This is a genomic window from Bhargavaea cecembensis DSE10, from assembly GCF_000348905.1.
Classification (GTDB): domain Bacteria; phylum Bacillota; class Bacilli; order Bacillales_A; family Planococcaceae; genus Bhargavaea; species Bhargavaea cecembensis.
This window is the reverse complement of record NZ_AOFT01000016.1, coordinates 14,603-37,989: the sequence shown is the minus strand read 5'-3', so window position 1 is coordinate 37,989 and position 23,387 is coordinate 14,603. Positions and strand designations below refer to the sequence as shown.

Genomic DNA, 23,387 nt, shown 5'->3' with positions numbered 1-23,387 from the left:
GCCCCCACTTCCTTCCCCTTTCACTATATATCCGCCATCCTTCCCGCCGCCTCGATTACCGATTCGGCAAATCCGCCGATGGCCTTCATATGATCCTCATCGAGGCGGGTGTTGAACACCGCTTCGATCCGATTCGTCCATCCCCTGTCCCCCTGGGGATACTCGAAGCTCAGTGTCTGCGTGAGCCGGATGTCGCGCTCCCACAACTCCGAAAGCATCGCGCCGATTTGCTCGCACTGTTTCGCGGCATCGGCAACCGGCTTTTCGAATCGGACACGGAGCGTCACACCGGGCTCAGCCTGAGGATCCTCGAGAATCTCGCCGGCAAGATCTTTTGCGGATGCGGACAGCTCGACTTCAACCGGAACTTCCGGCTTGTCGGTCCGGACGAACCGGATGATGAGTGACCTTGACAGGTCGGCAAGGTCCATGACATCCGACCGGCCGGTGATCAGGATCCTGCCCTCCAGGTTGTCCAGGTTATATAAATGATTTTCAAAAGCGACCTTGAGGTTTTCAAAAATCGTCGGGTCTGACATTCCGGCCGCCTCCCTCCGCGTTGTCCCAACTTCCATCTTACGGAATCGCCCGGAAGAGTTCAATAATTCAGAACCTTGCCGCCGGAAAAATGCCTCCATCGGACATCAGTATTCCGGGCTATACCGGCCGGATGGTGATTTCATTCACATTGACATGGGCCGGCTGTGTGAGCGCATAGACGATGGCGTCCGCAATGTTTTCCGGATCAAGGATTTTCCGGTCGACGCTCCTGGAACCCATGAGCGGGGTATCGACCATGCCCGGAGAGATATTGGTGACCCGGACCCCGGTGCGGGCCAGTTCCTTCTCAAGCCCCATCGAGATGGCCCGGACGGCAAACTTCGTCGCACTGTATACGGTGCTCGTCTTCGTCACTTCATGTCCCGAGACAGAGTCGATGTTCAGGATATGTCCGGAACAGCGCTCGATCATCTTCGGCAGGACGGCATCCGCGCCGTAAAGCACCCCTTTGATGTTGACGTCGATCATGCTGTCCCATTCATCCGTCTTCCCAGACCGTACCGTCCCGGCCAGCATCTGTCCGGCGTTGTTGACAAGAACATCGACGGAGCCGTACGCCTCTTGGGCTTGGCGGACAAGCTCTCCGACACTCGCTTTGTCGGCCATGTCGGTCGGCACTGAGACAGCCTCGCCGCTGCCGCTGCTGTTGATCTCCTCTTCCACATCCGACAGCTTTTCGGCGCTCCTTGCCGCCAGGACGACGTTCATCCCCTCATTGGCGAGCCGCCTGGCAATCGCCTTTCCGATTCCGCTGCTTGCACCTGTCACGATCGCTGTCTTCCCTCTTAAATTTTCCATCCTGACGCCTCCTTTTCCTTCATCCTATACCCTCGGACACTGTGCTTAGACAGATTCCAGCGGGACATGTGTGCCGGGGCGGTTTCGCCATTCATGGCATTAATTCCGTCGTTCCTTCTGCCGATTTCAGCATTCGTGACGATCGTTACGTCATTCACCCGGGCCGGTCTCCCCAATGACAAAATGATTCAATGGAATGACGCAAATCAAAAAAGCTTCCGGAGGTCTCCCCGGAAGCTGGTCATATCTTTTATTCTCCATCGTCTTTCTGCAGGGTTCTCGAGTAGATCAGTCCGGCTGCCCCGACTGCGGTGAAGAGGACCGCACGGATGACGACCGACACGGAAGCCAGATCGACGATGAACAGTTTCAGGAAGCTGAAGGCAAGCAGTGCGAACCCTGCGATCCGCACCGCTTTCCAATCCATCTTCCGGCCCGCTGAAATCGAAACGAATGCGAACAGGAAGAGGAGGAAGGTATGGACGAAAAGCACTGTCTCGTCTTCCCAGCCAAACTCCCTGACACCCGAAAAGTACAACTTGGTCATCAGGAAGAAATAGAAGACCTGAAGCAGGAACGCAACTGCCGGGGATTCCAGCCGGCCCTTCGCAGCAATCGGCTCCCGGACCGCTTTAACGTAAAAGTAAGTGATACCTGCCGCGAACAGCAGGCTGACAATCAGGCTGAGCCAGTACCCGCCTCCCCTCCAGCCGGTCATCGGCAGGAACAGGAGAAGGATGCCGAGCGCGAAGAACTCCACGATTCCTGCTGTGGCGACATGCCGGCCGTGCGCACTCCGCCGCAGAAAGGTGCTGCCGAAAGCCAGCAGTCCCAGGATGCCGATCCGGATGTGTGATTCCGGACCAAATGCGAGATCCGCATCCATGAGGAGGACGCCCGACAGCCGGAAAAGGTAGACCAGGACAATGATCTGGCCGGCAATGAGCGAAGCATCAATCTGAGAGACCTTGACCCAGGCCGGGGGATGCTGGTAGAACGCCGCATAGACCAGCGCCAGCGTGCCGATAAACATGAGCCACACCGCATGTTCCGCGGAGAAAATTTCATGGAACCAGCCAAATGTCAGTGTGGACAGCGCACCAAGTGCATAGAGGCTTCCAGATACGGCAATCGTCCGAAGTGCACCGGAGCGGAGCCCCGCCCAGATGCCGGCCGCTCCGACGATAAACAGCAGCATCAGTTTCATGGCCGGCTCATCCATGCGGAAACTGAGGATAAAGACGGCAGATGCCGCCACCGCCATCGTCGACAGGATGTCCTGCAGAGGCGGATCCTTCAGCATGTGGGCGTAGACGGCCAGTGCCGCGTAGAGCACCGACAGCACGCCGTATGCCACCTGCAGGATCGGTTCATCGAACAGCAAGATCCAGATGATGCCGAACACGAAGTTCACATACAGCAGCACCTCCGTGAAGATAAATCGCGGGATGCTTCCCTTCAGATAAAAGAACAGAAGCGCCAGATGCTGGACGAGCGCGGTCGCGGCAACGAGATTCTCATGTCCGCCCATCACTCCGTCCAGGAGAAGATACATATAAAGCGTCACATTGAACAGCAGGAACAGAGCATAGAACGTCACCCTGTGGCGGCTTCGGATCGAAACAAAGAACAGCGACAAAAACAGAATGAGGACATACGCACAGAACATGACCGCGGACGCCCCTTCGCCTTCCAAAAGGAACGGCAGAAGAAACCCTGCAATTGCCGTGAACACGGTGAGCGTTTCCGAGTTGGTGCGGATCGACGCATAGATTCCGGCTGCGATATAGGCGATCCCGATCAGGAATGACAGAATCAGCGGGAGGAAGCCGTACAACTGGTTTGCCGCGAATGTCGTCAGGATTCCGAGGGCGATCGTCCCGCCCCAGAGCGTCAGGCCGAACCCGCGCCGTGCACCCCGGATGGAACGGTAGCCCAGATAACCGAGCAGGATGGAACCCAGATACCCGAGGACAACCCGGACCTCCTCCGTGATCCATCCCATGTCGAAGCTGACCTTGAGTCCCCAGAGCACGCCAAGCAGCAGGATGACCATGAACACCCTCGGCAGCCAGACAGCGAACTGCCGCTCGAAGTCGAACGGCTTCTGTTCCCTGAACACCGGCTTCGGGGCGGGCGGCGGAGACGGGATGGCTTCGGCCCGCTCCCGGCTTTCTTCCTCCGGTCTCTGCAGCCAGCCGTAGGACGCGGTTGGCATGGAGCTTCGGGGCTCTTTTGGCGTTCCCGCTTGCTCCGGCGGTCCGGACTCTTCTTTCACCGTATTCTCCGGCTCCCCTTCAGAGTCCCTGGGGCTGCCGAGCCCGATGCTTGCCATCATCTCTGACAGGGTTGGCGTCCGGGCGGTTCCGGAATCATTCTCCGGCACCTCAGCCGCAGGTCCCTCTGCAACCGGTTCCTCTTCCGGTGGTTCACTTTCCTCAGCAGGCTCCATTACCGGGACAGGAACAGCCTCCTCAATTTCAGGTTCCACATCATCCTGCGGCACACGTTCCATGTGCGGAGCAGGCTGTTCCTGCGGCAGAGGCCCAGCGCCTGCCGGTTCATGAGGATCCGGTTGTTCATGGCGATCTTCAGCGGACTTTAATGACTTCAGCTCCTGCCTCATCGCCCGCATCTCTTCTTCCATATCGGAGAGACGCTTTAGCAGTTCCTTCATTTCTTCGCTCACGGGGACACCCCCTTTTCTTCAGTGATGTTCTAACTAATACGCTTAAGCCGGGAAATAGTTTCACACCCGGCCACCTTCTTCCACTGTATCGGAATTCCGGCCGCTCCGGAAGAGGGGGTGACGGAAAATGGCACAGTGTTTTGCGCGAGACAGCGAGTGTACAAGTACCGTGCCCGAAAGTACAAGCAGAGAAAGCGAGTGTACAAGCAGCGATCCTGAGAGTACAAGCAGAGACAACGAGAGTACAAGTACAAGCACCACCACATACGCAGCCACAACAAAAAAGAGCAGGTTCGCAATGAACCTGCTCCCAAATGATTATGCTTTGACCGTCTCGACCTGGCTGCGGACGATGTAATCGAACGCGCTCAGGGAGGCAGTTGCGCCTGCGCCCATCGAGATGATGATTTGCTTGAACGCGCTGTCCGAGCAGTCTCCTGCCGCAAACACGCCAGGCACGTTCGTCGCGCCGCGCTTGTCGACCATGATCTCGCCGAACTTGTTGCGTTCGACCGAGTCACCGAGCCAGTCCGTGTTCGGCACGAGGCCGATCTGGACGAAGACGCCGGCCAGTGCAACATGCTTTTCTTCGCCGGTCGACCGGTCGATGTAGGTAATGCCGTCAACTTTGTCCGTGCCGGTGATTTCCGTCGTCTGGGCGTTTTTCACGACCGTGACGTTAGGCAGGCTGTACAGGCGTTCCTGAAGGACGGAATCCGCTCTGAGTTCAGCACCGAACTCAAGGACCGTCACGTGGTTCGTGATGCCCGCGAGGTCGATTGCCGCTTCAACACCGGAGTTGCCGCCGCCGACAACGGCAACGTCCTTGCCTTCAAACAGCGGGCCGTCACAGTGCGGGCAGTAGGCCACGCCTTTGTTTCGGAATTCCGCTTCGCCCGGCACGCCGATGTTGCGCCAGCGTGCGCCGGTCGCGAGAATGACGGTCTTGCTCTTGAGGACCGCCCCGTTTTCCAGCTCGAGCTCGACGAGGTCTTTTTTCTCGAGGCGCTTCGCACGCTGAAGGTTCATCACGTCTACGTTGTACTCCTTGACGTGCTCTTCGAGGCTCGCTGCGAGCTTCGGCCCTTCAGTGTGCTTGACGCTGATGAAGTTTTCGATTGCTGCCGTGTCCAGGATCTGTCCGCCGAAACGCTCGGCGACGACTCCTGTACGGATCCCCTTGCGCGCCGCATAGATTGCCGCGCTCGCACCTGCAGGGCCACCGCCGACAACGAGGACGTCAAACGGCTCTTTGTCTTCGAATTCGGAAGCGTCTGCGGTGCTTCCGAGTTCCGCGAGGATTTCTTCGATTGTCTTGCGTCCGTTCGTGAACGGCTCGCCATTCAGGTAAACGGTCGGGACAGCCATGATGTTCTTGCTTTCGACTTCTTCCTTGAACACCGCACCATCAACCATCGTGTGCGTGATATTCGGGTTCAGGACACTCATCGTGTTCAGTGCCTGGACCACTTCAGGGCAGTTCTGGCAAGTCAGGCTGATGTAGGACACGAAGTGAAGTTCATCCTTGATGTTCTTCACCTGCTTGACCACTTTCTCATCCACTTTCGGCGCACGTCCGCTTACCTGGAGAAGCGCGAGGACAAGGGAAGTGAATTCATGGCCGAGCGGCGTGCCGGCAAAGACGATGCCGGCTTCTTCGCCCGGACGGCCTACACTAAAGCTTGGCGTCCGTTCCAGCTCAGCCTGTTCCACTTTGATGCGGGACGACATGGCTGCCAGCTCATCGGTCAGGTCCGTCATTTCTTTGGATGCTTTATCGGTTCCCGCGCTGACTTTGAGGACAACGTCGCCTTCCATCAGTTCGAGATACTGTGCAAGCTGCTGCTTGATCTGTGCATCAAGTGCCATGTGATCTCTCCTTAAATTTTGCCTACGAGGTCAAGGCTAGGCTTCAGTGTTTCTTCGCCTTCCTGCCATTTTGCAGGGCAGACTTCGCCTGGGTTGTTGCGGACGTATTGAGCCGCTTTGATTTTGTTCACAAGTGTGCTTGCGTCACGGCCGATGCCGTCAGCGTTGATTTCAGCCGCCTGTACGACGCCATCCGGGTCGATGATGAATGTGCCCCGCTGTGCGAGGCCTTCTTCTTCGTCGAGAACGTCGAAGCTGCGTGTGATTTTCTGGGAAGGGTCACCGATCATGACATATTCCAGTGTGCTGATTGCATCAGAGTGGTCGTGCCAAGCTTTGTGTGTGAAGTGAGTGTCCGTCGATACGGAGTAAACTTCCACGCCAAGGTCCTTCAGTGTCGCGTATTCTTTCTGCAGGTCGCTCAGTTCAGTCGGGCATACGAAAGTGAAGTCAGCCGGGTAGAAGCACACGATGCTCCATTTGCCCTTCATGTTTTCGTCTGTTACCTCGATGAATTCGCCTGTGCCCGCGTTGTACGCGTTAGCCTTGAATGGTTCGATTGTTTTGCCGATAAGAGACATGTAAAATTCCTCCTGTTGGTATGTATTTTATAGTTGTTCGGTTTGAAATCTTTTTCAAATCCTACTTAACTATAATAATTCTAATCACACATTCATTATTATATGAATCTGCGCTTTAGTCAACCGATATCCCGCCAGGTCTTAAAATGACACGGATTATTCAAAATGTTGAACGAAACCTTGGTTTTTCCTATGAGCCAGATCTGCTGCTTTTAAAGAAATTGAGATAAGAGCAGAATAGTTTTCTCAATATACACAATATTTTATCATTCATTCAACATTTGTTCTGCCTCTTCATCATAGAATTCATCGCAGTCATTTTGGCTCCTGTCGCTGCGATGAACGTAAAGACGGCCGCCCTGTGAATCAGCGGAAAACAAGCAGGCCCATTACGGCAAGAGCGAACCATTCCAGACAATTTCATCAGAAAATGAAAGCCAGCCCGAAAGGATCCTTTCGGGCCGGCTGATTAAAGTGGCGGTTACTGAAAAACAGACTTGGAGAGTTGATCAGGACACATATTCAACGGGATCGTCGTTCCGGTATTCTTCATCAATGATCATCACCGGTTTAATCGTAGTCCCGTTTACGGCATCCGAAGCCGCCCTGTTAATATCCTCAAACTTATAATACTTGATCAGCTTATCGAACGGGAATTTGCCTTGGTTATAGTAGTCGACAAGCTTAGGAACAGCCAGTTGGGGCACGACATTGCCAAGATTCACCCCCAGCAGTTTTCGGGCGCCAAGCACCAATTCCCCTAATGGGTTAAACTCCATCGTATTCTTGGTTACAGCAAGCGGTACAGCCACGCCATTCTTTGATAAAACCTGTACCGAGGCAAGCATAACCTGTGAAACCCCTGTGGTATCAACCGAATAGTTAACACCTTTTCCATTGGTAATCTCCGCAATGCGTTCCTGCACGTTTTCAGTTTTGCTGTTGATGATGTGTGTTGCGCCAAGTTCCCTGGCCAATTCCAAACGGGAATCAACAATATCGACAGCAATGATCGTGGAGCAGCCTTCGATCTTGGCGGTCATCATGGCGCCAAGTCCTACTGCACCCGTTCCAAAAACTGCAATGGAACTCCCGGTCTCCGGCTTCATCGCACTGGTCACCGTACCAAAACCGGTCATCAGTCCGCAGCCAAGCGGAGCCAGCTTACGCAGGTCAGCATTGGGATCAACCTTGATCAGGCTTGCCTCGCTTGTGATTGTATAAGCGGAAAATGAACCTTGGTTAAGAAAATTGCTTACAGGTGTTCCGTCCTTTTTGTAGAAACGGTGAGTTCCGTCCTGATGCTCTCCGCCTGTGATATTCAGCTCGTTATAATGATCACAGGTAGATGGCTGCCCGGTTCTGCAGCTTTCGCATACGGTACAATAGCCGAAAGACATGACAACCTGATCGCCCGCTTTAAAATCTTTCACTCCACTTCCGACTTTCTCGATAATCCCTGCTCCTTCATGGCCCAGGACTGCCGGCAGTGGAGCCATACTGCCATCTCTTACCCCCTCATCAGATTGGCAGATTCCGCTCGCCACCACCTTAACCACGACTTCATCAGGATGCAGTTCCCCCAAATTGATGATCTCAAATTGATAATCACCGGTCGGATGATTGATCACTGCCGCTTTTGTTTCCAGGTTCAATGCCTCATATTGAGCATCACCGGTTGGATTGGTAATTACGGCCGTTTTTGTTTCCAAAGAAACTCCCCCATTTTCAAAGACAATTTTGTGTGATTTGGCCGGGCAACAGACACAAAAAGAGTCTGCCACAGCAGTTATCCACTACGGTGGCAGCCCTCAGATGTTTTTAGGAAGGAACGCCTACCCGGACCCCGACTACAGATTTAATCTCCAGGTATTCCTCGATTCCGAAGACTCCCCATTCACGGCCAATGCCGGATTGTTTATAGCCTCCGAATGATGCAGAGAAATCAAATGGGGCATCGTTGACGGTGATCAGGCCGGCACGGATGGAGGATGCCACTTTCTCCACCTTCTCTTCGTCTTCACCAACCACATATCCGGCCAGTCCATAAACCGTATCGTTGGCGATTTCAATCGCTTCGTCCAGGTCTTCATAAGTGATGATCGACATCACCGGCCCGAAAATCTCTTCCTGGGCGATGACCATATCATTTTTCACGTTTGCAAATACGGTCGGCTTTACATAGTACCCCTGATCAAGCCCTTCCGGTTTTCCGGTCCCGCCGACCACAAGAGTCGCGCCTTCTTCCAGGCCTTTCTCGATATACCCCTGAACCCGGTTATACTGTTTCTCGGACACCAGCGGCCCCATGAAACTGCTTTCGTTTTGCGGATCGCCAACCGGGAAGTTCGGCAATACCTCTTTCACCGCTTCGGTGAATTCCTCGAGTTTAGATTTCGGGACAAGCGTCCTTGTGGCTGCGGAGCAGACCTGGCCGGAATTCAGCACAAGAGCCGATACGGCAATTTTCGCTGCTTTCTTCGTATCATAGTCATCGAGAATGACCATCGGCGATTTCCCGCCTAATTCCAGTGCGACCTTTTTAATATGTTTTGCAGCATTCTCGGTGATCTTCTGGCCGACCGGTCCGGACCCTGTAAAGGAGACAAAGTCAATGTCAGGGTGCGAACTGATGCCATTTCCGACAACTTCTCCGTTGCCGTTTACAAGGTTGAATACACCTTTTGGAACGCCTGCCGCCTGGAAAATCTCCGCCAGAATGATGGCCGCAAACGGTGTAAGCTCAGACGGTTTCAAAACGACAGTCGATCCCGCCGCGAGAGCACTGGCGATCTTTGTAGAAGCCTGGTTTGTCGGGAAATTCCATGGTGTGATCAGGCCGGAAACCCCAATCGCCTCTTTGCGGATCACCTTACCGCCGCGTGTCTCGGTGAACTCAAAGGTTTCCAGCTCTTTTGCTGCCTGGCGGTAATGCGCCAGCCCCAGCGTGTAATGGACTTTTTCACTGATCGAAAGAGGTGCGCCCAACTCTTCGGTAATCACTTCAACTATATCGTCTTTCCGCTTCTCATATTCATCTGCAATCCGGTTCAGCAGCTCGATCCGTTCTTCTTTTGTTGTTCTCGAAAATGCCGGGAAAGCTGCACGGGCTGCCGCGACTGCTTTGTCCAGATCCTCTGTTGTTCCATTACTGATCTGCCCGATCACTTCTTCAGTCGCCGGGTTGAGGACATCAATCGTTTCTGAACCCGTTGAGTCCACCCATTCCCCATTAATAAAGTGCTGTAAGTGTGTACGCATCTTCCATTCCCCTTTCGATTCGATCGTTCAATATTCCCTGAAAATGCCGTAGAATTGAGAAGAGACTAACAACTAACCGAACAAGCGATTTATTTCTTATACGAACTGGAGGTCATACAATGGACCTGATTTTGGTTCTTTCTTTTCTGGGTGCGGCAGTCGTACTGACCATCATGCCCGGGCCGGATAACCTGTTCACATTGGCCCAGAGCATTGCCGGCGGGAAACGGGCTGGCATCTGGACAACGCTCGGCCTTTGCACGGGCCTGCTCGTACATATCGCGGCAGCGGTGATCGGACTGTCTGCCCTGATTTATCAGTCGGCCTTCGCATTTTCGGTCGTGAAGTATGCGGGAGCCGCATACTTGCTGTACCTGGCCTATCAGTCATTTCAAGCAAAGGACACAGCCCTGCCCCTGGAAAGCGGTACGGCATTGGATTACCGCTCACTGTACAAAAAAGGGCTGATCATGAATCTGCTGAACCCGAAAGTTTCCCTGTTCTTCCTTGCCCTTCTGCCCCAGTTCATCTCAACCGGGAACGGCAATATCCAGCTTCAGATGCTGACGCTCGGCCTTGTCTTCCTGATCCAGGCGTTTGCCATCTTTTCACTGATCAGCCTTTTTGCCGGCAAGGTCGGCATGCTGATCCGCAGGAATCCATCGCTATCCAGAAGGATGAACCTGATTCAGGGCGGCCTGTTCACGCTGATCGGGCTGCGGCTGGCGTTTGGCGAGAAGTGACTGCCGGCAGGCATTTAACTAACCACACAAAAGCCCGGTATCGTACACTTTAGTTTGTTCGCATCAACACTTGGAGAGGAGCAACATCTATGCAAACCATCTCAGGTAAAGTGGCACTCATCACCGGTGCAGGCCGCGGAATCGGCCGTGCAACCGCCATTGCTTTCGCAAAGGAAGGCATCCATGTCGGCCTGGTCGGCCGTACACCGGAAAACCTTCAGCGTGTGGCGGAAGAACTGAAAGAATACGATGCAAAGGTCGCATTCGCAGCGGCAGACATTTCGGATCTGGAATCCGTTACAGCTGCAGTCGAATCGGTCCGGGGTGAACTCGGCCCGATCGATATCCTCGTCAACAACGCCGGTATATCGAAGTTCGGCGGATTCATGGACCTGACACCAGAAGAATGGACCAAAATCATCGATGTCAACGTGAAAGGCGTCTACTACACCACGCGCGCCGTACTCCCTGAAATGCTGGGGCGGAACACCGGCGACATCATCAACATCTCCTCCACCGCCGGCCAGAAAGGCGCGCCGGTGACGAGCGCCTATTCGGCCTCCAAAGCAGCCGTCATCGGCATGAGTGAGTCACTGATGCTCGAAGTCCGCAAGAAAAACATCCGGGTGACAACTCTTACACCGAGCACGGTCGCCACGGACATGGCGGTCGAACTGAACCTGACCGACGGCAACCCGGAAAAAGTCATGCAGCCTGAAGATTTGGCTGATCTGATGGTAGCCCAGCTGAAACTGCACCCTCGTGTCGTGCTGAAACATGCCGGCCTCTGGTCGACGAATCCATAAACCCAAACTGCGGCAAGACCCCCTTTTCAACTGTAAACGAACAGTTATGAGGGGGTTTTGTCCGTTCTCTGGACTCTTTTGGCCCTTATACCAGCGGCTGATCGTTCCGGTAGTTTTCATCAATGATCAGCACCGGCTTAATCGTCTGGCCGCTATTGGATTCGGCAGCCGCCTGGTTGATCTCACTGAACTTATAAAACTTCATGAGCTTTTCATAAGGGAACTTGCCTTCTTTGTGATAGTCGATCAATTTAGGCACAGCAAGCTGCGGCACGGCATCACCCATCAGGATGCCGACCAGTTTCCGGTTGCCCAGGACAAGGTCCATGAACGTATTGAGCTCTACGGAATTCGGCGTCACCGCCACAGGAGCCGTCACACCGCCGATTGCCAGCACATCGATTGCCGCTTTCATGACGGCGGTTACGCCCGTCGTATCGACGGAGTAGTCCACTCCCTTGCCATCCGTAATTTCCGCGATCCGCTCCGCAAGATCCTCCGTCCGGCTGTTGATGGTATGGGTGGCACCCAGTTCTTTGGCCAGCTCAAGCCGGGAGTCATGGATGTCAATCGCAATGACGGTTGAGCATCCTTCGATCTTTCCGGCCAGGAGGGTGCCGATTCCGACCGCTCCCGTTCCGAACACGGCAATGGATGAAGAAGTTTCCGGCTTCAGGCCGTTGACAACCGTTCCGAAGCCCGTCAGCAGGCCGCAGCCGAGCGGACCGACAAGACGAAGGTCCGTATCATCCGACACTTTAATCAGGTTGTTGGCGTTCGTGATGGTATGTGTGGAGAACGAGCTCTGGAAGAAAAAGTTCGAAACCGGTGTCCCGTCTTCTTTGAAGAACGTATACGTGCCGTCAGCGCGGGCACCTGACATGTTCAGGTTTACCCATTCCTTGCAGGAAGACGGATGGCCTGTCCGGCAGCTCGGGCAGGTTCCGCAGTAATTGTAGGCCATGATCACCTGGTCACCGGGCTTGAACCCCTTTACCGCACTGCCGACTTCCTCGATCACTCCTGCGCCTTCATGTCCAAGCACCATAGGCAGCGGCACTTCCGCATCGCCGACGCGCAATGCCTCATCCGACTGGCACATCCCCGATGCAACCAGTTTGACAAGCACTTCATCGGGATACAGTTTTCCGAGCTTCAGTTCTTCGAGCTGGTAATCTTCGTTCGGCTTGTTCACTACCGCAGCGGTTACTGTCAGGTCCAATTCTTTTCCGATACTGCTGACTGCTTCCGTTACTGCTTTCAAACGAACGCCCCCTAATTTGGTGTGCTGATGACCGGTGTCCGGGCATCGCTGACTCCACATTATCATATTTGAAACAATATTCAAATGATTCTATTAACTGATTGCATTATTCTCTTTTATTCGTACCAAAGCCCCAAGATTCGGTATCAAAAAATCAACAACAGCAAGACCCCCTCACCATTCTTACCATTTGGTGAGGGGGTCTGATGCTTGCCAAAGACATATGGCAAAGTCCGGACTGGCGGACTCTATTTTCATCCTACTCAAAGACTGTTTTTGATTACGACTTCCTTTACATTCAGATTCCTGCGGGCCTTGATGTTTCCGATAATGATGTCCGCGACATCATCCGGTTCCATGAGGTTTGCCATTTCCTCCTGTGTATAGATGCCATCCCAGAATTCCGATTTCATACCGCCCATATAGGCTGCAAAGATCCGTACTCGGCTTTCCGCCAGTTCAAGCTGCAGGCTTTCCGTAAAGCCCCGCACGCCGAACTTGCTCGCGGAATAAACCGATTCGGTCGCTTTCCCGTCGAGTCCGGCGGTCGAGACGATATTGGCGATCATGCCCCGGTCCCTTTTTTTCATCTGTGGCAAAACCGCCTGGGAACAGAAGATGGTCCCTTTCAGATTAATATCGATCATCTGATGGACAGCGGATTCGTCCAGGTTCTCTGCTAGGTCGAAAACGCCGATGCCGGCATTGTTGATCAGCAGATCGACGGGGCCGTGGGTTTCCGAGATGTCACGGAACACACGGTCCACATCCTCTTTTGAAGACACGTCCACTTCATAAATCGTATGGCTGTTTTTCAGTTCACCTGCCGTCCGCTCCAGCTTGGACCGTGTCCGGCCGAGCAGGCACACATGGCTTCCTGCATCCGAATACTTTCTGGCCAGGGAAGCCCCCAGCCCGCTGCCGGCGCCTGTGATGACCACAACTGATTCACTCATGCTGTTCACTTCCTTTAGTCATGATTTCTTCCATCCCCCATGTTACAAGAAGGGATGGGATTCGTCCGGCAAACAGTGATTCCGCCTGACGCGATGGGTGTCGGCATATGGCATATCCCGGACCTGCTGCACATAGAGTAGCGTAAGACAAAAGACGGAATCCCCGTCTCTTTGTCGTTCAAAAGTCTTTAGGAAAGGAGGATATCTGTGGGAAGGACCCTTCTAAAGATTTCCGTTGTCTACTTTATGATCGGCATTTCCATCGGTCTTTATATGTCATTCACCCATGTATTCAGCCTCACTTCTGTCCATGTCCACGTTAACTTACTGGGCTGGATGTCACTCGCACTGGTCGGCATCATTTATCACCTCTATCCGAACCTCGAAACCAACGCTCTGGCGAAAAGCCACTTCTGGCTCCATAATATCGGCCTGCCGGTCATGATGATCGCCATTGCACTGGCCATCCAAGGCGTTCATCCGATCTTCTTCCCGATTGCCACATTCGGCGGCCTGGCGACACTGATCGGAATCTTCTGCTTCGGATTCAACGTTCTCCTTCATACACCGAAACGGCAGACGTAAACGCAAAGAGGCTGTCCAATAAGTCATTAACGCGATAAAAACAGCAAACGGCACGGACTCTGGTCGCTTACCGCGGGCCGGCGCCGAGCCCCGCGTAAAGCGGGTCTCGACAGCCCGGCTTTTCCCGCAGGTGTCTCCCGGCGTCCGTGCCGTTTGCTATATCATGTGCTGAATATGAGTTTTCGGACAGCCCCTTCTATTATTTATTTCCCTTCACGCTTCAGCTTGATCGGAGCATAGACGAGGGCGAGGATCAGGAACAGCCCCAGATAGCCGATCAGGGAGTAGAACTTGGATACCAAAGTCGTGAAGCCGACAAAGCTCAAGACGAACCCGATGGCGAGGGTGATCACTGTCGCAATACGGGCCTTTTTCGTGTCCATCTCAAAAAACCTGGCGACAAACCCGTAGAACATGCCCAGCGCCGTGTTGAAAATCATTCCGAAGAGGACGATGGCCATCAGGACGGCAAGGATTGGTGAAATGTCCTCTACCATTTTCAGTAAAGGCAGGTCGTAGGATGCCACTGTTTCGATCTGGGCGAAGATCGCCAGATGGGAGAAGATGATCATGATCCCGATCGCGAGCCCCCCAAGAAGGCCGCCGATCCCGGCGAGACGCGGATTCTTTTCAGCCCCGCCTGTCAGCAGTGCCATCCCTGCCCCGACTGCGATGTTAAAGGAAACATAGTTGACGGCCGAGATGAACCAATTCGGGAATGACTTTTCCAGGCTGTCCGTAACCGGGTCAAGCGCTGCAAATGAAGCATCCATTGTGCTCAGGCTGTATACCGAAATGATGCCAATGAAGATCAGGAGAAACGGCGTGATGCTTGCGATAACGCCGATCACCTTATCCACTTTCAGCATCATGGCAAGCGTCACAAGAACGGTCATCAGCAGGCTTCCGACAAAAACGGGCAGGCCGAACTGCTGGTTGACCGTGGAGCCCGCTCCTGCAATCATCACGACACCCACGCCGAACAAGGTGAATATAATGATGGCATCCACAATGACGCCCAGGTACCGTCCGCTGATTTCATAGATGGCCGATTTATGCGACTGCGCCTTCAGGCGGCTTCCGATATTCGCCAAGACCATTCCGAGATAGGCAAACAGCGCAGTTGCCAGGATTGCCGCAAAGGTTCCTTTAAGTCCGAAACTGGTGAAATACTGCAATACTTCTTGTCCGGATGCAAAGCCTGCGCCCACGATGACGCCGACAAAAGCTCCGGCGATTTTCAATACCCTAAACATATTAAAGTCCCCATTTATCGATATGTATGATTTGCGATCCGACCGTTGCCGAATTCCTTACCTTAAGTCTATCAATATACACCAACATTCAAATAGTTCAAACCTCACAATCTTCCATTTACTCCCCCATTGTGCTTCCCCGCCTGCCCGCACCAGCCGTTATATTCCCGAAGAACGGCTGCATACCATGAGAATAGAGATCAACCGTTTCCCGATTCGCATCCCCACGACGGCTTACATAACAACAATTTGCGGATGGGAGTGAACAGGTGGGAGCTATTGCAGGAACAGAGTACCTGAACCGGATTAATCAGCTGAAAAACGAAGTGTGGCTGGATGGCAAAAAAGTTGAAGGGCCCATTTCCGAGCACACTGTCTTTAAGGGGATCCTTCAGGAAAAAGCAGCGCTGTACGATTTACAGCTAAATCCGGAATACACCCATGACATGACGTTCCTGTCACCTGAATCAGGCAGCCGGATCGGACTGTCCTACATGCAGCCAAAAAGTATCGAGGACCTGAAAAAAAGGCGGAAAGCTATAGAACTGTGGGCAAGGCAATCTTTTGGAATGATGGGGCGAAGTCCCGACTATTTAAACACCGTATTAATGAGTTTTGCGTCTTCCGCCGGCTTTTTGGAGAACAAGGAAAATTGCTTTCCGCAAAACCTGACCGCATTTTATAAAACCGCCAGGGAAAAGGACTTATCGTTTACGCATACATTCATCAGCCCCCAGGTCAACCGCTCCCAGATCTATATGGAAAACAGCAAAGAGCCCATTGCTCTGAAAGTTGTCGATGTTAAAGATGATGGGATCGTCGTGAAGGGTGCGCGTTTGCTCGCCACACAGGGCGGACTGACCGATGAAGTATTGGTTTTTAGTGTCGGCAGGTTTTTATTTAATGAAGATGAAGCATTCGCGTTTTCCATTCCCTCGAATACTAAGGGATTAAGATTTATTTGCCGGGACACGTTTATGGGCGGCCCCTCCCGTTTCGACCACCCCCTGAGTTCACGATACGAGGAAATCGATAGCATTGTTGTGTTCGACCATGTCCTGGTTCCGTGGGATCGGGTATTTTATTATAACAACGGTGAAGTCGCCGAAGAATTCATTACACAAAGTTCTTTCCATGCATATGCTAAACATCAGGTCATCACAAGACAGATTGTCAAAACGGAGTTCATCTTAGGCGTTGCGCAATTGCTGGTTGAAACCATCAAGGTCAATGATTATCAGCATATCCAGGAAAAAATCGCAGAAATCATGATCGGACTGGAAACGATGAGGGCGCTGCGGGAGAAAGCGGAAAATCACGCTTCTCCGGATGAATACGGAATGATGCGTCCCGATGTGATTCCACTGAATGTCGCTGGTGTTGTCTTCCCCAAAATGTACCCCCGATTCACGGAGATTATTCAGATCATGGGTGCCAGCGGGATGATTACGTTGCCAACGGAAAATGCGTTTCACTCGGGTATCCGAAAGGACCTTGACCAGTATCTCCAAGGGGCGACAAAGTCGGCAGAAGACCGGGTAAAAGTCTTCCGGCTGGCCTGGGATCTGACGATGAGTTCATTCGGAACGAGAGAAACGCAATATGAACGGTACTTTTTTGGTGACCCTGTCCGGCTCGCCAGCCAGCTTTACAAAGACTTTCCCAAAGAGCCGTATGTAAATACCGTCAGCGAGTTTTTGCATCTTAAAGATCAGTAATACGGGTGCCCTCTCGAACAAGGGAATAACACCCTGCATTCCCCTCCGCCATATCTGAATGGAGGCTATGGATGACAAATTTCTATTCGTTTCACGGAACGGTCACGATGATCAGTGATTTTAATCCCGGCTTTGCACCCGAAAGTGCAGGTTGCCATCAATTATTCACCTTGGAAAATGAGTTGGGCTCAATCGTGAATTTTGTGGTTTCTCCATCCACTTATTTCATGGATCATGAAATCATCCATGTGGGAGACCGTGTAACAGGCTATTACAATGGGGACTTACCGGTGATTCTGATCTACCCTCCGCAATACCAGGCGCTTGTCATGGTCAGGGACCACCCGGACCAGAACATTACAGTGGATCATTTTGACAACGAGCTATTGAGCAGCGATGGAGATTTAAAGCTAAATTTATCTTCCTACACCCAAATGCTGTTAACGAATGGTCAGCTTTTCTCAAGATATCCGGGAGGCCGGGATTTAATTGTCCAGTACGGTCCTACAACCAGAAGCATTCCTGCCCAGACAACACCTTACCGGATCATTGTGTTGTGTTTGGAATAATCACGTCAGGACTCCCCGGTGCTGCTTCCAGCCGCCGAGGGGTCTTTTGCTATCTCTGAGTCATCGCCAACTCTTCCGCTTCCATCATGCTGCCCGGGACAGGCCTGCCTGACCGGCATCGAATAATTGAGAATAGTTATCATTTGTTGTATAGTAAGAGTAGCCATACAGTTCACAGGAAAAGGGGAAAAAACCGTGCAGATATACTGGACCAAGATCAATCAGATCATTGAGGAAACTCCTGAAGTCAAGACCTACATGCTAGACTGTCCGGAAGGCTTTACATGGGAAGAAGGTTCCCACACCCACCTCGCAATGAAAGGCTTCAATGACGGGGACAAGCCGAACAAAAGCCTGGTTCGGCACATGTCCATCTCCACGTTGCCGAACGAACAGTCAATCGGGATCACGACACGCATCCGCGAACTCTGCTCTGAGTATAAATCGATTCTCGGAAGCCTGAAAGTCGGTGACGAAGTAGCCCTGTTCAAAACACATTCGAATGTTCCGCTGAAACGGGAAAACAAAAACGTTTACCTGCTGTCATCCGGTGTCGGCCTGGCCACCTTCAGGCCGCTTGTGCTCGAATACCTTGAGCGTGCGGACAACGTCAGCCAGATCCATTCACTCAATATCGATTCATCAAGGGACTTCTTATTCACGGATATCTTTAAATCAGCCCCCGACAGAAAGTTCACGGCACAGTATGTTGACCGGCGTGAAGACTACTATGATGAAGTGAACAAGCTTGCCGCCGACCAGGACGGACTTTTCTACATTGTCGGCAGCGACGAGTTCCTATCACAGAACATCAAAGCCTTGAGTGCGCAGGGCATCCGGCCGGAACAGATCATGCTGGATAAGCGGGAAAAAGGACGGGCTTCGTTTTTCCCGAGCGAATTGACGGTTTAATTGGGAACACATAAAAGGCCTCTCACCATTCAGCGAATGGTTGAGAGGCCTTTGTATTTATTTAATAGTTCTTTTGGGACATGACAATAATCGTTTGGATACCGGGCCAGCCTGTCCTGATGTTCTTCTGCGCTTCTCACATAGTTGGTAAGAGGCAGCACTTCAACAGCGACCCGTTCATGATCATCTCTTTCACGAATAAATGCATTCGCTTCTCTTAAGTGTTCTTCCTTTTCGCTATAGACCCCGGTTCTGTATTTCTCACCAACATCCTGTCCCTGTTTATTCACACTGTAGGGATCAATGATTTCAAAGAAGTACCCCATTAATTCTGTGATGGTGACCTCCGCCGGATCAAATCCTGTTTTGACACATTCGGCATAACCATCATAATCACCGTCAAGTGTGCGGGTTGTTCCATTGGCCCTTCCCGCTTCTGTAAACTTGACGCCAGGCAACGTCTTTATGAAAGCCTGTACTCCCCATAAACAACCACCTGCAAAATAAACGATTTCCATATGGCTCTCCCCCTTCTCGGCTGTGATACAGATGATTACAGATATTATGGGGAGTTTCAATCCTTTTACATTTTAATTAAGTATCGCTCATTACGTCCTTTTCCTTTAAACGATGCTTTATAATGCCAGGATAGACTTCTTGTCTGAGGAAGGGGATCTTCTACCATGAAAAAAATGATGTCGATTTTAATGACCGGCTTTTTGGCTGCTGTTTTGGCGGCTTGCGGAGGAAATGAAGAAAGCAAAGAAGCCGATCAAGAGAATAAAGCAGCAACCGCAGAAACTGATCAGCAAAAGCAAATGGAAGACATGCAAAAGAAACTGGAAGCACAGCAAGTAGATGAAAAGAAAACAGTTGCCACAGTGAATGACCATAAAATTCTGGGAAGCCAATACAATAGCGCATTGGCAGCTTCGCAGGGACAGATGCAGCAAATGGGGCTTGATCCGACTTCTGAAGAAGCGGCAGAGCAGATTAAAACCCAAACCATTGACAGCCTGGTCGGACAAACGCTTCTTCTTCAAGAGGCGGACAAAAAAGGGTATCAGGCTTCAAAGTCTGATATTGATCAGCGGCTGGGTGAAGTGAAAAAACAATTTAAAACGGACGAAGAATTTGAGGCGGCTCTGGAAGAATCCGGCATGGATATGAAATCACTTGAGACTCAAATAGCCGAGGACATCCAACTTCAACAGTACGTTGAAAAAGAAGTGCCGGCAGGTAAAGTCACCGAAGAAGAAATTCAACAGACCTATGATCAGTATGCGGAACAAGGAAAGGGCACAGATCAGGAACTCCCCAAGCTTGAAGACGTAAAACCACAAATCGAGCAATCTCTTCAACAGCAAAAACAGCAGGAAAAACTTGTTCAGCAGGTTGAAGAGCTGAAGAAAAAAGCGAAGATCGACATTAAGATATAAGATTTAAAAAACAGAGGGACTGTCCGAAAATCAAGTTCTACACGTGATATGACAAACGGCACGGACGCCGGGAGACTCCTCGAAAATGCTTCGCATTTCCTTCGTGCGAGGCGGATTCGAGGAGGTTTTTCTGTCCTGCGGGAAAAGCCGGGCTGTCGAGATTTCTGCGCTGCTGCGCAACGCTTCGCGCTGCACGAAGACGCCAATCTTCGTATTGGCGTCAGCTCGGCACCGGCCCGCGGTAAGCGACCAGAGTCCGTGCCGTTTGCTGTATTCACTTTAATCATACTTTCTGGACAGCCCCTTTTTTTTATTTCTATTGACGCTTAATGAAGCAATGATGCCCTCAGATTAACACCATGTTCCAAATATCCCTTCAGACAAGTCAGCATGTAGACCCATCCCTCTTTGTTATCCAGCATCACCCTTATGATCTCTTCCTCATCCTCACTAAAGCCTTCTTCGGTGATTTCGATGGTGCTTTCAGAATCGCCCAGTTGATTCAGGGTCATCGTCACCCTATTTCCTTCTTTATTTGGCCCCCAGTGAAACTCAATTTTCTTATTTGGATCGATCTTCGTGATATAAATTTCACCTTGTGCCTTATATTCGTCATATCTGAGTGTAATGACCTTGCCTTCTTCCCACCGCTCAGAACTTGAAGAGAACCAAAAGCCCCCTATTCTTGAAGGGTCGACGAAGGCTTCAAACACCTCACTCACCGGTCTTTCAATCTTTATTTTTGTCAGGTTGTACATAAGATCCCACCTCCATGTTAAATGTAATCCTATTCAATATGATCGCGATGATCACCTGCAGGGCAGAGAGGAATGCGAATACCTAAAGACAAAACCACCTCAGCTATAGCTGAGGTGGTTCGCCACCATTATGACTTTCTTAACGAAGATAAGTAAACCTCTTGTGCAGCTTTCACTCCAGCTCCAGGTTCAAATGGATATGAAAAGTCTTGTAAGCCGGCTTCCATTAGAGATACCGCTTCAAGGATATCACTTGGGAAACAATAGCCCATATGCCCAAATCTGAAGATTTTCCCCTGAAGAGGGCCAAGACCCCCGGCAAAATCGAGATGATACGTTTTCTTTAAATGACCTATGTAGCTTGCGAGATCAAGACCTTCAGGAGTACGGATTGCCGTAATTGTTGGTGATGCATTTTCTTCAGTTGTTAACAAGTCGATGGACAGTGCGTTCATCGATTTTCGGACCATATTTTTCATCACTTCATGGCGCTCAACGGTTTTCGAAAATCCGCCTTCTTCGTCAATCAAATCGCACACAGCTGAAAGGCCCATAATAAGAGAAACTGCAGGTGTATTCGGGGTCATGCCTTTTTCCGCCCACTCCCGATAACTTAAAAGGTTTAAATAATAGGCAGCTGCAGAACCATTCGACTCAATCACTTTCCACGCTTTGTCACTGACTGATAAAAGGGCTAGCCCTGGCGGAAGCATCATCGCTTTTTGTGAACCTGTCACTAAGATATCAATGCCCCATTCGTCCATTTCAGCAGGAGCTCCCCCGATTGCGCTTACCCCATCGACGATGTAGAGAGCGTCAGAATGCTCGCGAACTGCTTCTCCCAATTGCCCCACGGGGTTTAAGACTCCTGTCGACGTCTCATTATACGTAGCAAAAACTGCCTTAATATTGGATAACGGCTTTAGAAAGTCACCCAACTCTTCTTTCGTACAGGCTTCGCCCCACTCTTTCTGAAGCTGATGTACTTTAAGTCCATACTTCTCACAAATCGAAACGAAGTAATCCCCAAAAGCGCCAACCGTGACGACAACCACTTCATCACCCGGAGAAGCAATATTGACCACAGCGGCTTCCATTGCAGCAGTCCCGCCTGAAGGCAGAAGGAGAATATCTTGCTTTGTCCCGAAAACAGGCTTCACGCGTTCCGTTGTTTCCCGGTAAAGCTTCACAAATTCCTCTGAACGATGGCTGATCATGTTTTGTGCCATTGCCAATTCTACTTTTTTCGGTATGGGCGTCGGTCCCGGATGTCTGAGTATGTTTGGATACATGTTTTTCTCCCCTTTTTAGAAAAGCTTTACTTTTCACTTCTTTAACCCTAGCATAACCTTAATCTAAAAAGTAAAAAACAGATGGATTGCGACTTTTCAAGGTCAAATGATTGAAAAAGCGGCCCGCCAGCAATGAAAATTACCTGGCCGGCCTCCCCGCCAAAAAAGCTTCCCAAAAGTTTTATTTAACTAATGGGAAGCCTTTATCATTTTATTGTACCGTTTTTTTTTAGCCAACTCTTTGATTTTCGAAACAATCGCGTCTCCCATGCGTTCGGTTCCCGCGTTTCCTCCCAAATCAGGTGTCCGTACTTCCCCTTCGGATACCACTTCTTCGATACCGTCCAGAATGAGTTTACCAAGTTCCGGCATCCCCAGGTGATCCATCATCAGGCTGACGCTCCAAATCTGGGCGATCGGATTGGCAATGCCTTTACCGGCAATATCCGGGGCAGACCCATGAATGGCCTCAAACATCGATGGATAATTTTTCTCCGGGTTGATGTTTCCTGACGGGGCCAGTCCCAGGCCACCTACCATGGCCGCACCCAAATCAGTCAAAATATCACCGAATAAATTGCCGCCTACCACGACGTCGAACGTTTCAGGTTTTAAGATGAAATAAGCAGCCAATGCATCAATATGATACAGTTCCGTATCAATGTGCGGGTAATTGGCTCCCACTTCCTTTACAATCTCATCCCAAAACGTCATCGTGTGGTTGATCGCATTGGATTTCGTTGCAACAGTGAGCCGCTGCTTCGACCGTTGTTCTGCCAGCCTATAGGCATAATGAAGAATCCGCTCACTGCCGAACCGGGTAATGACATTGTTCTGTACAGCCATTTCATGAGGGGTATTGCTGTGCATCCGCCCGCCCATGCTCGAATATTCGCCTTCGGTATTTTCACGGACAACAATAAAGTCCAGGTCCTCATGGTTTTTGTAACGCAAATGACTTTCCAGTCCGCGAAGCAACTTGATTGGACGCAGATTGACATATTGCTGAAATTCCCGCCTGATTGGCAAGATCAGTTCCCATACAGAGATATGGTCCGGAACAGAAGGGTCTCCAACCGCTCCGAATAAAATCACGTCATAGTCTTTCAGAATCTCCAAGCCATTTTCGGGCATCATTCTCCCATGCTTCAAGTAATACGCGCAGTTCCAATCGAACGTATCGTATGTAAATCGGATACCGCCATGGATTTCTTCAACGGTTTTCAACACTTTCAATGATTCTCGGATCACTTCCGGCCCAATTCCGTCTCCAGGAATCACCGCAACAGAATAAGTCTTCATTGATTTACCCCCTGCTTGCGTTTTGATA

Annotated in this window: 21 protein-coding genes; 7 read left to right on the top strand and 14 right to left on the bottom strand. The window is 51.3% G+C overall.

All coding sequences use genetic code 11. The annotated features are described in order from the left end of the window. Positions 1 to 23: 23 nt before the first annotated feature. The 7 genes from C772_RS13035 to C772_RS13005 form a co-directional block, all read right to left on the bottom strand. Positions 24 to 539 carry a hypothetical protein gene (locus tag C772_RS13035; RefSeq protein ID WP_008300659.1) on the bottom strand — a complete coding sequence of 172 codons (516 nt, stop codon included), beginning with the start codon at positions 537 to 539 and terminating at the stop codon, positions 24 to 26. Positions 540 to 657: 118 nt separating this feature from the next. Beyond that, positions 658 to 1,359: an SDR family oxidoreductase gene (locus C772_RS13030; protein ID WP_008300657.1), complete on the bottom strand. Its 702-nt coding sequence runs from the start codon at positions 1,357 to 1,359 to the stop codon at positions 658 to 660. A gap of 250 nt (positions 1,360 to 1,609) precedes the next feature. After that, positions 1,610 to 4,048 (bottom strand): DUF2339 domain-containing protein, encoded by a 2,439-nt coding sequence (locus C772_RS13025; protein ID WP_008300655.1) that lies wholly within the window; start codon positions 4,046 to 4,048, stop codon positions 1,610 to 1,612. A 318-nt stretch (positions 4,049 to 4,366) separates the two neighbouring features. Further along, positions 4,367 to 5,917, bottom strand: coding sequence for an alkyl hydroperoxide reductase subunit F (gene ahpF, locus C772_RS13020; protein WP_008300653.1), 1,551 nt, complete (start codon positions 5,915 to 5,917; stop codon positions 4,367 to 4,369). 11 nt (positions 5,918 to 5,928) lie between these two features. Next, positions 5,929 to 6,498, bottom strand: a complete 570-nt coding sequence (ahpC, locus tag C772_RS13015) for an alkyl hydroperoxide reductase subunit C (protein WP_008300651.1) — start codon at positions 6,496 to 6,498, stop codon at positions 5,929 to 5,931. Positions 6,499 to 7,007: 509 nt separating this feature from the next. After that, complete coding sequence (locus C772_RS13010; RefSeq protein WP_008300649.1) at positions 7,008 to 8,210, bottom strand: NAD(P)-dependent alcohol dehydrogenase; 1,203 nt, start codon at positions 8,208 to 8,210, stop codon at positions 7,008 to 7,010. 109 nt (positions 8,211 to 8,319) lie between these two features. Further along, positions 8,320 to 9,759, bottom strand: a complete 1,440-nt coding sequence (locus tag C772_RS13005; RefSeq protein WP_008300647.1) for an aldehyde dehydrogenase family protein — start codon at positions 9,757 to 9,759, stop codon at positions 8,320 to 8,322. A gap of 119 nt (positions 9,760 to 9,878) precedes the next feature. On the opposite strand from C772_RS13005, the gene C772_RS13000 reads away from it, so the two are divergent. Next, positions 9,879 to 10,502, top strand: a complete 624-nt coding sequence (locus tag C772_RS13000; protein WP_008300645.1) for a LysE family translocator — start codon at positions 9,879 to 9,881, stop codon at positions 10,500 to 10,502. 89 nt (positions 10,503 to 10,591) lie between these two features. Next, positions 10,592 to 11,308, top strand: coding sequence for a 3-ketoacyl-ACP reductase (locus C772_RS12995; protein WP_008300643.1), 717 nt, complete (start codon positions 10,592 to 10,594; stop codon positions 11,306 to 11,308). A gap of 85 nt (positions 11,309 to 11,393) precedes the next feature. Here the strand turns inward: C772_RS12995 and C772_RS12990 are convergent, their stop codons facing one another. Continuing rightward, complete coding sequence (locus C772_RS12990) at positions 11,394 to 12,572, bottom strand: NAD(P)-dependent alcohol dehydrogenase (protein ID WP_008300641.1); 1,179 nt, start codon at positions 12,570 to 12,572, stop codon at positions 11,394 to 11,396. A gap of 263 nt (positions 12,573 to 12,835) precedes the next feature. Then, positions 12,836 to 13,528, bottom strand: a complete 693-nt coding sequence (locus tag C772_RS12985; RefSeq protein ID WP_008300639.1) for an SDR family oxidoreductase — start codon at positions 13,526 to 13,528, stop codon at positions 12,836 to 12,838. Between the two features lie 207 nt (positions 13,529 to 13,735). Between C772_RS12985 and C772_RS12980 the strand changes: the two genes are divergently transcribed. Further along, positions 13,736 to 14,113, top strand: coding sequence for a DUF2871 family protein (locus tag C772_RS12980; RefSeq protein ID WP_008300636.1), 378 nt, complete (start codon positions 13,736 to 13,738; stop codon positions 14,111 to 14,113). Between the two features lie 203 nt (positions 14,114 to 14,316). Here C772_RS12980 and C772_RS12975 read toward each other — a convergent pair whose 3' ends face one another. Further along, complete coding sequence (locus tag C772_RS12975; protein ID WP_008300633.1) at positions 14,317 to 15,369, bottom strand: YkvI family membrane protein; 1,053 nt, start codon at positions 15,367 to 15,369, stop codon at positions 14,317 to 14,319. Positions 15,370 to 15,638: 269 nt separating this feature from the next. Here C772_RS12975 and hpaB point away from each other — a divergent pair, with 269 nt between their 5' ends. The 3 genes from hpaB to C772_RS12960 all read left to right on the top strand — a co-directional run bounded on the left by hpaB (position 15,639) and on the right by C772_RS12960 (position 18,568). Continuing rightward, the gene (gene hpaB / locus C772_RS12970) at positions 15,639 to 17,087 is read left to right on the top strand and encodes a 4-hydroxyphenylacetate 3-monooxygenase, oxygenase component (RefSeq protein WP_008300631.1); all 1,449 of its coding nucleotides are present in this window, start codon (positions 15,639 to 15,641) and stop codon (positions 17,085 to 17,087) included. Between the two features lie 71 nt (positions 17,088 to 17,158). After that, positions 17,159 to 17,656 (top strand): hypothetical protein, encoded by a 498-nt coding sequence (locus C772_RS12965; protein WP_008300629.1) that lies wholly within the window; start codon positions 17,159 to 17,161, stop codon positions 17,654 to 17,656. Between the two features lie 195 nt (positions 17,657 to 17,851). Next, positions 17,852 to 18,568: a bifunctional nitric oxide dioxygenase/dihydropteridine reductase 2 gene (locus C772_RS12960; protein WP_008300627.1), complete on the top strand. Its 717-nt coding sequence runs from the start codon at positions 17,852 to 17,854 to the stop codon at positions 18,566 to 18,568. 29 nt (positions 18,569 to 18,597) lie between these two features. Here the strand turns inward: C772_RS12960 and C772_RS12955 are convergent, their stop codons facing one another. Continuing rightward, a complete protein-coding gene (locus C772_RS12955; RefSeq protein ID WP_008300626.1) occupies positions 18,598 to 19,086 on the bottom strand; it encodes a peptide-methionine (S)-S-oxide reductase in 489 nt (162 codons plus the stop codon). Positions 19,087 to 19,251: 165 nt separating this feature from the next. Here C772_RS12955 and C772_RS12950 point away from each other — a divergent pair, with 165 nt between their 5' ends. Next, on the top strand, positions 19,252 to 20,007 hold the full coding sequence (locus C772_RS12950; RefSeq protein ID WP_008300625.1) for a SurA N-terminal domain-containing protein: 756 nt from the start codon (positions 19,252 to 19,254) through the stop codon (positions 20,005 to 20,007). Between the two features lie 326 nt (positions 20,008 to 20,333). Here C772_RS12950 and C772_RS12945 read toward each other — a convergent pair whose 3' ends face one another. The 3 genes from C772_RS12945 to C772_RS12935 all read right to left on the bottom strand — a co-directional run bounded on the left by C772_RS12945 (position 20,334) and on the right by C772_RS12935 (position 23,359). Continuing rightward, a complete protein-coding gene (locus C772_RS12945) occupies positions 20,334 to 20,765 on the bottom strand; it encodes an SRPBCC domain-containing protein (protein WP_008300623.1) in 432 nt (143 codons plus the stop codon). A 128-nt stretch (positions 20,766 to 20,893) separates the two neighbouring features. Then, positions 20,894 to 22,057 (bottom strand): pyridoxal-phosphate-dependent aminotransferase family protein, encoded by a 1,164-nt coding sequence (locus C772_RS12940; protein ID WP_008300621.1) that lies wholly within the window; start codon positions 22,055 to 22,057, stop codon positions 20,894 to 20,896. Between the two features lie 189 nt (positions 22,058 to 22,246). Continuing rightward, positions 22,247 to 23,359 (bottom strand): tartrate dehydrogenase, encoded by a 1,113-nt coding sequence (locus tag C772_RS12935; RefSeq protein WP_008300619.1) that lies wholly within the window; start codon positions 23,357 to 23,359, stop codon positions 22,247 to 22,249. Positions 23,360 to 23,387 lie beyond the last annotated feature (28 nt).